Genomic DNA, 9,859 nt, shown 5'->3' with positions numbered 1-9,859 from the left:
TTTAGTCAGCAAACCGCTTAGTCTTTACCCATTTTGTCCCGTCACGCCGTAATAGTCGATCAAGTGCAACTGAGATTACCGCATGAATCGAAACAATTATAAATAATTGCGAATAGGTAAAGTATGAAGCAAGCGCTAACCAGATTTGCTTATTCGTCGCTTGCCCAAATTGCGTAGCTGCTGCTGTTGTAATTTGTAAAATATACAAGATTATCATTAATAACCAATTAAAAAGCAAAAGTTGGGCGATTAGGATGTTACTTTCCCCGAATGTAAAGGGAATCATTACCTGTGGATTGAAAAGATGAACAATCCAAAAACCTACGTTCGCTAAAAAGATTGCATCAGAAAGGACGATTGCTGCATTAAACCAGAAAAAAGTACAGGAATAATAAAATGTTTCTAACTTTACTCGCCAATTGCTCTTTCTAAAGAGATACTTAAAATTTTTAAGGACAACTTGGTAGTTTCCCTTTGCCCACCGTAGACGCTGATAATAATAATCATGCAGACGTTCTGGTTCCTGTTGAAAAGCTTCCGAATTATAAGCTAACGCGATTAGTTTTCCACTTTGCATAATCTTAAATGAAATATCAGTATCTTCTGTTAAGGCTCCATTTGCCCAGCCCCCGATTGAACGGACATATTTACTTTGAATGATAAAGTTAGTTCCTGGAATCCGGCCAATCTTAAATAAATGCCAAATTGCACAGTGCTGGATCCGTTGGGTAACAACAATTTCTTGATTAATGCACTTCGTTAAAAAGTTTTGTTCGGCATTGCGTGTCTTATTCCGGCCAAATGCTGCAACGTACCGTGTTGGATTTTCGAGGATTTTTCGTACTAAGAAATAGAGGGCGTTTTTTTCCGGCATTGCATCGGCATCGTAAACACCAATATATTCACCATGAGCCATTTTAAGGGCATCGTTTAAGACACCGGCCTTCCCTCCGCTACCATGACGTTCTATCACCTTTGCTTTTCTTTTCTCATATTTATATTTTGGAAGCTGTAACACTGTTCGGGCCCGTTGAGCAGTTTGATCATTGCAATTATCCGCAAAGATTAATAATTCGACCTTATCTGCTGGATAGTTTAATTCAAGGATTGCTTGGGTCGTCTGCGCAATAACTACTGCTTCGTTATGAGCGGGAACAACAATCGTAATTAATGGATATCGTTTTAATGGGATAATATCCACAATTTTTCTACTATGTTCAAGCCAAAAGTGAACTGCCCCACCTAATGTAATAGATGACATTAATAGCGAACTCCAAATTGAGATCAGGGTCACAATCATTACAAACTCGGTCATTTAGTTCATCCCCTCAAGAGCAGCTAATGTCGTTAAGGTCGCATCATAATAATTTTTCTCTGTTAAGGGTTTACTGAAGATATGTTTCTGGCTAGCAAACAGATTATCATACCCTTCATTACGATTGCAGCTAACCGCATAAAAAATCGGCGCACTGAAACTATTTGATTGATATTTAACCAATCGGTGACCGTTTAATGAATAGCCAGCCGTAATATAATACTGTTCACTGAAGAACCTCATCATTTTATTTAAGACTTTCTGAGCCCGTGGATCATTGCTTTTTGCCAACATCATTGGAACCCGACAAGCATTCGCACTATAGTCTCCATCATATTTTCCGGCAACCGTATTCGGCCCCACTGGCTTGGTACTCCCTGGTCGAGCCCAGGCAAAGTCAGGTACTAGTCCTGTTCGGTGCTGTTTACTTAATGCAGTCAGACGGTCAAGCATATTATTTTTGATCATCTGCCACCTTGAATCGTGAGTACAATCGTATAAATGATCAAAAACTGTCGGCATTACATCTGAAGTTCGCAATAAATAATAAAACTTAGAATCCTTCGTAACCCAATCACCCACTGTTAACATGTGCGTGGTTGGGTTATATTCATATTTCATGATATCAGTGGCAATCTGTTGCTCTAGCTTATGATAATAAGGTGCTTTTTGTGGCCAAACTTTTGCAGCCCGGTGAAGAGCCGCAGCAATGTAAAGATCACCATCAGTCGCACTATTATGATCATCAACCCATTGACCTTCTTTATTATAAGACTGACGCCAGGACATTAAGTAAGTTAGCTGGTCATGGTGTTTTCCAACATAATCGCGATGTGCAAGGTAATAGTTAAGTAACTTATCAAAGTCATTTTCACTTGCCCAGCCCTTTTCAGCAGCGCGAGATACTACTTGCAGCCCGTAGCCTTGTCCTTCCGATAATGCAACAGGATGCTTTTGATCGTTGCTGGTATTAACAAACGTTTGCTTACTATTTTTGCGGACTAAATACGCTGCCTGCCACCGCCGATAATCTTCATACTGAATATGTTCAGGATTCTTTATTCTTACAAACGCGAGCGTTGCAATATAAATAACCGCAACAATGAGCGTAAGGAGCCAAATATATACTGGTCGTTTCATCTAATCAATTCCTTCATCAGTGCAAAGACCTTGTCGGTGTAACACCTTCATAATTTCATCGCGCTTGGTATAGTGGCGATCGAGTTTAGCCCCCGCAATCTGGTTGGTGAAGGAATCAATTCGTCGGTTGGCATCACGAAGGTCATAGTAGGTAGTAACTTCTTGATCATAATCGCTTAGGTCACTGAGCTTGATCTCTTTTGGATAGTCATTATCAAATGCGATAAATTTTAATGGCAGGCGGGGCTTTAGTTGAGGTTCTTGGTCAGGTATACCGATTTGTAAGCCTAAAACTGGGAAGGTCATTTTAGGGAGATTAAGGACTTCGATGATTTTTTGCGGATCATTTTTGATTGAACCAAGGGGAACGACGCCAAGACCCATACTCTCGGCAGCAGTAATCATGTTTTGGGCAGCCATGATTGCATCATCAAGGCCTTGGAAGAAAATATCAGCGGTATGTAAACGGCCATCATCCTTGCCCTTTTGCTGTCGTATTTGTTGGTTACGATAAAGATCAACTAACAAAATGAACAGGTCACCGTTTGCGCCGACATACGGTTGCTTACTAATTTCTCTGATTGCGGCCCGTTTATCTGGATCAGTAATGTGCATAATTGACATCTGCTGCATAAACATACTGGTTGGCGTATGACTAGCAAAAGAGTAAAGAGTATTCAATTGTTCTGCTGAAAGGTTTGTGGGCTTAAAGGCCCGAATTGTACGATGGTTTAATTGGTGCTTAATCGTTTCATTGGTCATTTAAAGTAAATGCTGTTCTTCCATTAATTCGCCAATCCAATTCTTCTTAATTTTCTTGAGCAGTGGTTTCTCAACAATCTTTGGAATTGGCAAATCCATTTCTTCAAGCGGCTTTTTATCGTTCATATAATACATTGCCCGTATTAATTCGCGAATATCATAGACTGAATTAAAGACTTCTGGTACCCCGCGATCAACATTGAGGAGACTATAAACAGCTTCCATTGCCGTCCGGACTGAATATTCAGTTGTAAAGACGGTATCCCGAGTTGGCGATTCGGCAAAGTTACCAATGAAGGCCAAGTTAGCTGACCCCTCAGGAACAACATTCGGACGATCGCCTTTTACCCGTGGCATAAAGTAGCTAGTAACGAATGGCATATAAACAGGGACGGTATTAACCGACTCTTCTTTTGCTAAATCGTCAATTAAAGCTTCTGGAACACCGAGATGGTAGAGCCATTCTTTAGTAATTTCTTCCCCAGTACAGTCAACAATTCGTTTCTTGATGTAATTACCTTCTGTATCAGAATAGAGACCATAAATCCACACAATGGTTTCATTTGGCTTTTGACTCTTAAAATGAGGTTGCCGGTGGATGGTCCAACTCATCATCCAATTAGAATCAGTGACGGTGATAATTCCACCAGTGTTTACCTTTCCATCATGAAGGTCACGCTTAGTTAGTCGTTCAATATACGGTTCAATTTGTGGATTCTTGACGGTCGCAGTTGCAGAAATGAACCAACTACGGTTAGGAATGTTTTTACAAAAGACATCCGGGTGACCAAATGATGGCGATTGTTTAGCAAGGTTCTCCCATAATTTCCAGCTGCCGCCAAGGGCACGGGTTGGTTGTGCTACCTGGTGATGACTCCCATAATTTGAGCTTTCCGTGATTGAACCATTAGTAACAAATACCAGATCATCGTCAGTTAAGTTGATCGTTTTATCTTCGCCGCCTTGCTTAAGAATAATCTTTTTAGCGTGCTTTTCACCATTCTTGGTATCAACTAGGACGTTTTGAACCTGTGTATCATATTCAAACTTAACACCATGATCTTTAAGGTATGCAAGCAATGGTTTGGTCATTGATTCATACTGGTTGTACTTATTGAATTTAAGAGCAGTAAAGTCAGGCAAACCGTCAATGTGGTGGATAAATCGCATTGCGTATCGCCGCATTTCTGCTAGCGAATGCCATTTCTCAAAAGCAAACATGGTTGACCAGTAAATCCAAAAGTTACTCTTGAAGAAGTCCTCAGAGAAGTAATCCCCAATTGTTAAGTCCCCAAGCTGGTCTTCAGGTGTAAGAATCAGTTTCATTAATTCCTTAGTTGACTTTCCAAGAAGATACTTGCCGTCAGTTGGAACCTCATTGCCCCGTTTATAAGTTAAGCGACAATTTGAACTATTTGGATCATCCTTATCTAGCCAATAATATTCATCAAGATAAGATGCACCAGGGATTTCCAAGGATGGAATTGAACGATACATATCCCACATACATTCAAAGTGGTTTTCCATCTCACGGCCACCACGAGTGACAAAGCCAACATCGGGGCGATCTTGACCATCTAAGGAACCACCAGCGATTGGTAACTCTTCAAAAATATGGATGTTTTCGCCTGGCATTTGGGCGTCACGAATTAGGAAGACAGCCGCAGAAAGACCTGCTAAACCAGCGCCAACAATGTAAGCATGTTTTTTATCCACTCCCGCCGGCTTACGGGGACGAGCAAATGCTTCATAATTTCCGTTTGAATAGTACATTTAGCCAATTAACACACTCTCCTCTGGATAACGATAATTCTTCGCTGCTGTACTTGCATTTAGGATTGAGAACATTACAGTATAAATTCCTACCCGGCCCACAAACATTAAAAACATCATAATAAATTGACCTAATAAATTAAGGTGGGTTGTAATTCCCAACGATATTCCAGTTGTCCCAAAGGCTGCCACTGCCTCAAAAGTAACATACGCCAACGAATCATGTTTTGGCAAATCCTGTGTTTCAACAAGCACCAAAATTGATACAAGCAAAATAAATAAAGCAACAAACAGTAATGTCAAAGCACGATAAATATTTTCTTGGGTAAACCGGCGATGAGCAAATGTCGTGTCTCGCTGTCCACGCAAAGTTGCAAAACTCTGAATCGTTAATAGACCGATTGTTGTGGTTTTAACCCCACCAGCAGTTGACCCCGGCGTTCCTCCGATAAACATCAAAATAACCGTAAACGCGAGGCCGGCAGCACTTAAATCAGTGTAAGGAAAAGTGATTAAACCAGCAGTTCGTGGCGTGATTGCCATAAAAATAGTATTGAGAATACGGTTGGAAAAACTTAATTTATCACTTAATTGTGCTAAGTTCTTCTCGGTAATAAAGTAAATAACCACAGAAACAATAAAGAGGACTGCTCCAGTACGTAATGCTAACTGAGTATGCAGGGATAGCCGGTGATATTTAGGATAATTGAGGATATCTTTCCATACTAAGAAACCAAGTGAGCCGGCAATAATCAAAACTGCTAACACACATAGCATGTAAGGATCATTAGCATAGTTTGCCATACTATTATCAAACAAGTCAAAGCCGGCATTACAAAAGGCCGAAATTGAGTGAAAAATACTAAACCATATTCCTTTGCCTAATCCGTACCGTGGATAGAAATCAAAGAATAGAAATATTCCACCAGCTAATTGGATTAACAATGAAAGCCGAATAATAAGGTAAACCACATTTAACTGCGACAAATGATCAAGGTTAAGGGCTTCTTGAGTTAATAATCGTGTTGACATTCGCATTCGTTGCCGGACCAGTAACGACATCATGACTGCAAACGTCATAAAACCTAAGCCTCCCACTTCCATCAAGATTGCAATCACAATCTGGCCAAATAATGTCCAGTGATGAGCTGTACTAACTAACGTCAATCCTGTTACACAGGTTGCGCTCGTTGAAGTGAAGAAAGCAGTCATAAAATTTGTCGTTTCTCCTGGTCGCGTTGCAAACGGCAAGGAGAGTAAAATCGTTCCCATAAAAATAACAATTAAGAACCCAAATGTAAGAATTTTGGGAAATGTATATTTATGTTTATTTATTTCAATCACTTAACTAACAATATCGTTTAGCTTCCGAATATCCTTTAACTGCCCAACAACTGTGATTTTATCGTGCGGTTGAATAACGTCATTAGCTTGCGGCATTTGATTAACTTCATCATCCTTACTAACAATGATAATCACATTGACATTATAACGATTACGAAAATCCAGTTCGTCTAAGGTCTTATTAAAGAACTTTGGATTATTAATATTTACTTCTGCCAAAGTTATTTCCTTACTCAAGGTGACATAATCAACGACGCTTGGATTTAGTTGTTGAAAAATAAGCCGCTTAGCTAAATCATGCTCTGGACGAACAACCATATCAGCGCCAATTCGTTCCAAAACGCGCGCATGATTAACATTTTCAGCCCGACAGATTACATCTGGTGCCCCGAGTTCTTTAGCAATTAGCGTGGCCATGATACTTGCTTCAACATTTTTTCCGATTGAAATATACACATGATCAAAACTACCGATATCAAGGTCACACAGAGCATCCTCATCTTGCGCATCCGCAATTACCGCCCGCATAACTGACCCCGCAAATTCATTTACCACTTCTTCACTAGAATCAATCGCCAATACTTCTTGACCAGCTTGAACTAAAGCTTCACATATCGAGGCCCCAAATTGTCCAATTCCAATAACAGCATAACTTTCTTTTTTAGCCAATTAGTTTCGTCGTGCAATCATCACGCGCTGTCCACCTATTTGTTTAACTTTAATGTCTTTAAAACGATAATATTCCAGTAGTTGACGATAGTGTTGTACAGTAGTAGCAGTAATCACTATGGTTCCCTTAAAAGCGAGGACCCTTATCGCCTCTTGCAAAACACGTCCTTGCGTAATTGCCGGTTTTACCTGCTGTAAATTACTAATCAGAACATAGTCAAACTGATGATCAGTGAAAGGCAAATTAGTGTTATCAGTCAATTCTACTTTCGCGCGATCAGCTACTGCCTCTTCTTTGATCAGTTCTTTCACTTGCTGTGCTTGCTTTTCATTTTTAACTATTCCCATAATTTTGCCGGGAGCAGTCAATTGCTTGGCAAGGTTAATAAACGTTTTTCCATTACCAATGCTCATATCAAGGATTTGAACATCCCCGCGTATCGATAAATCAGCACTTATCTTTTTCCAGACCTGTTGCCTTTGCCAGATCAACCATCCAATAATTCCAACAACTATAACAATTACGATCCCAATAACGACTATCAATTATACCAACACAAGCAAGTTCAACCCAGTAACCAAACTAGCCAAAACATATCCAAGGACGGTTTGCCATGGTGAATTGACATGTGGTCCCATCAGTTTCTTATTGCCCGTCAAAGCAACAAGGGGATAGAGCGTAAATGGCAAGGCGATACTGAGGACGATTTGCGCATAAATGATGAGTTGTTCAAATTGTTCTTCGTTAAAATTAATCATGAAGCCGATAATTAAGATTGGTACTAAGGTTACGGCCCGCGTAAGGAGACGCCTTTTCCAGAGTGGGAGGCGAATATTGATAAATCCTTCCATGACAATTTGACCAGCCAAGGTACTAGTGATAGAGGAGATTAAACCAGTTACCAAAAGGGCAAAGGCAAACAACCAACTCATTAATGGGCTAGCGAGGCTACCAACGATCTGAGGATTCTTTAGCCCGAAAAAGACATCCTCAAGACTACCGAGACTTGCCGCATGAAAGAAGAGGGTTCCTCCAAGGATAAGCAGAAGGGCGTTGACGACGAAGGCCGCAAAAAGGTGAATTAATGAATCCCAATTAGCAAAACGGAGCGTTTCTTTGACTTGCTTTGGATCATGTTCATCGTAGCGTCGACTTTGCGCCAGGGAGGAATGAAGATAAATATTATGGGGCATAATCGTGGCGCCGACAATCCCTAAACTAATTAGCAACTCACTGTGATTAGTAAAAATTGTGGAACGAGGAACAAAACCGTCCATGATCGCGGAAAATTCAGGGTGGGCCCAACAGACTTCAATCACAAAGATGACGCCGACAACCAGAATAGCAGTTAAAACGATAAATTCAATTCGGCGGATCCCAAAATGAAGGAAAAATAAGACAACTAGCACGTCCGCAATTGTTAGCAGGACGCCGATAAGTAAGGGCAGCTTGAATAACATGTTTAAGGCGACAGCAGTTCCAACGACTCCGGTTAAGTCCGTTGCCATCATTGCTATTTCATTAAATAACCACAAGGCAATCCGCAGGGGAGTAGGTAAACGTCGTGCAATGGCCTGTGCAAGGTCGGTCCGAGTCGTAACCCCAAGCTTGATTGATAAAGATTGCATATACATAGCAATTAAAATGGCGGTAAAAAGGACCACTAATAGCTGGTAGCGGTATTGGCTACCACCGGCAAGCGACGTTAACCAGTTTCCTGGATCCATATAACCAACGGCGACTAAAGCACCCGGCCCACTATAAGCAAGAAATTTCTGCCAAAATGCACTTTGATAAACATTTGGAACATCAACACTTCCATTGATTTCATCTAAACTTTTTCGTTCCATTTATCCCTTTCGTTGCACAAGATCAGTAATAAACTGAGCAAATTCTGGTGAGTCATTGAGCGAAGGGACCATTACAAGGTTATTTCCGCCATTTTCACGAAAGACTTGATAGTTCTGCACTTGATCTTCTTCTAATGTTTCTAAACAGTCCGCTACAAATGATGGAGCAACGACTAACACATCACGATGACCGAGTTGTGCCTCATTAAGCAGCGTATTCCGGAGGTAAGGTTTTAACCATGGCATTGGGCCAAACTTAGATTGGTAAGCCATCTTAATTTGCTTTTCAGGAATGTCCAGCCGTTTAATCAGTTCCGCGGTGGCCGCTTCTGTTTCATCACGATAAGGATCACCATGATTAACCATGGCTGTCGGAATTCCATGATACGAAATGAGTAATTTGTCATATTTCCCTTTATCCCATGCCGTTTGGATTTGCTTAGCCAATAAGTCTAAATAATCTTCTTCTGCCGAGAAACGATCAATTATTTTCGCTTCTGGATCAGCATCCTTTACCTTCTCAATGACCGTTTGGGTTGTGCTTTTAGTGAAAAAAGGGAAGAGAGGGAGAACCGTAATATTTTGACATTCCTTTTTCATTTCGACAATTGTGTCACTAATTTTAGGCTTGCCATAGGTCATTGCCATTTTGACAATCCACTCCGGCATCAATTTCTGGACCTTAGCAACCAACCGTTCTGTGTAGACAATCAATGGAGACCCATCTTTTGTCCAACAATTACGATAAAAAGTCGCTGATCGCCATGACCGAGTTGGAAGAATAATTCCGCGAAGGAGTGGTTGCCATAGTGCTGGTGGCATTTCGATAACATTCCGATCGCTGAGAAATTCTTTCAAATAACGCTTAACGTCGGGAGTTGTTGGCGTATCGGGTGAACCGAGATTGACTAATAATAGTCCGTTCTTTTTCATGAGGCTGAGAAAAAACTTTTGTTTTTTCAACAGCCTCGTTTTTTATAGGTATATTGTTACGATATCGTGGAA

Annotated in this window: 9 protein-coding genes; all 9 read right to left on the bottom strand. The window is 40.7% G+C overall.

What is annotated here, in order from left to right; translation table 11 throughout:
* Position 1 precedes the first annotated feature (1 nt).
* The 9 genes from HHK02_RS02150 to hemH are packed head-to-tail and all read right to left on the bottom strand — an operon-like array spanning position 2 to position 9,787.
* Complete coding sequence (locus HHK02_RS02150) at positions 2-1,315, bottom strand: glycosyltransferase family 2 protein (RefSeq protein WP_085679047.1); 1,314 nt, start codon at positions 1,313-1,315, stop codon at positions 2-4.
* A complete protein-coding gene (locus HHK02_RS02145; RefSeq protein ID WP_152744453.1) occupies positions 1,316-2,455 on the bottom strand; it encodes a glycosyl hydrolase family 8 in 1,140 nt (379 codons plus the stop codon).
* Entirely contained in the window at positions 2,456-3,217 is a 762-nt protein-coding gene (locus tag HHK02_RS02140; RefSeq protein ID WP_181462704.1) for an NADPH-dependent oxidoreductase, read from the bottom strand. It abuts the gene before it with no gap.
* Positions 3,218-4,990: an oleate hydratase gene (locus HHK02_RS02135; RefSeq protein WP_004562240.1), complete on the bottom strand. Its 1,773-nt coding sequence runs from the start codon at positions 4,988-4,990 to the stop codon at positions 3,218-3,220.
* A complete protein-coding gene (locus tag HHK02_RS02130) occupies positions 4,991-6,334 on the bottom strand; it encodes a TrkH family potassium uptake protein (RefSeq protein ID WP_004562239.1) in 1,344 nt (447 codons plus the stop codon). It abuts the gene before it with no gap.
* Positions 6,335-7,003, bottom strand: coding sequence for a potassium channel family protein (locus HHK02_RS02125; protein ID WP_085679035.1), 669 nt, complete (start codon positions 7,001-7,003; stop codon positions 6,335-6,337).
* On the bottom strand, positions 7,004-7,549 hold the full coding sequence (locus HHK02_RS02120; RefSeq protein WP_098035565.1) for a class I SAM-dependent methyltransferase: 546 nt from the start codon (positions 7,547-7,549) through the stop codon (positions 7,004-7,006).
* Entirely contained in the window at positions 7,550-8,854 is a 1,305-nt protein-coding gene (locus HHK02_RS02115) for an Nramp family divalent metal transporter (protein WP_181462703.1), read from the bottom strand.
* On the bottom strand, positions 8,855-9,787 hold the full coding sequence (hemH, locus tag HHK02_RS02110) for a ferrochelatase (protein WP_152719107.1): 933 nt from the start codon (positions 9,785-9,787) through the stop codon (positions 8,855-8,857).
* Between the last annotated feature and the right edge of the window lie 72 nt (positions 9,788-9,859).

The organism is Limosilactobacillus reuteri, from assembly GCF_013694365.1.
Lineage (GTDB): Bacteria > Bacillota > Bacilli > Lactobacillales > Lactobacillaceae > Limosilactobacillus > Limosilactobacillus reuteri_E.
This window is presented reverse-complemented; position numbering and strand designations above follow the sequence as displayed.

What these genes read in the sequence shown, in the direction of transcription:
- HHK02_RS02115 (WP_181462703.1), bottom strand. Translation starts at nt 8,854, where the DNA reads ATGGAACGAAAAAGTTTAGATGAAATCAATGGAAGTGTTGATGTTCCA.
- HHK02_RS02140 (WP_181462704.1), bottom strand. Translation starts at nt 3,217, where the DNA reads ATGACCAATGAAACGATTAAGCACCAATTAAACCATCGTACAATTCGG.
- hemH (WP_152719107.1), bottom strand. Translation starts at nt 9,787, where the DNA reads ATGAAAAAGAACGGACTATTATTAGTCAATCTCGGTTCACCCGATACG.
- HHK02_RS02150 (WP_085679047.1), bottom strand. Translation starts at nt 1,315, where the DNA reads ATGACCGAGTTTGTAATGATTGTGACCCTGATCTCAATTTGGAGTTCG.
- HHK02_RS02135 (WP_004562240.1), bottom strand. Translation starts at nt 4,990, where the DNA reads ATGTACTATTCAAACGGAAATTATGAAGCATTTGCTCGTCCCCGTAAG.
- HHK02_RS02145 (WP_152744453.1), bottom strand. Translation starts at nt 2,455, where the DNA reads ATGAAACGACCAGTATATATTTGGCTCCTTACGCTCATTGTTGCGGTT.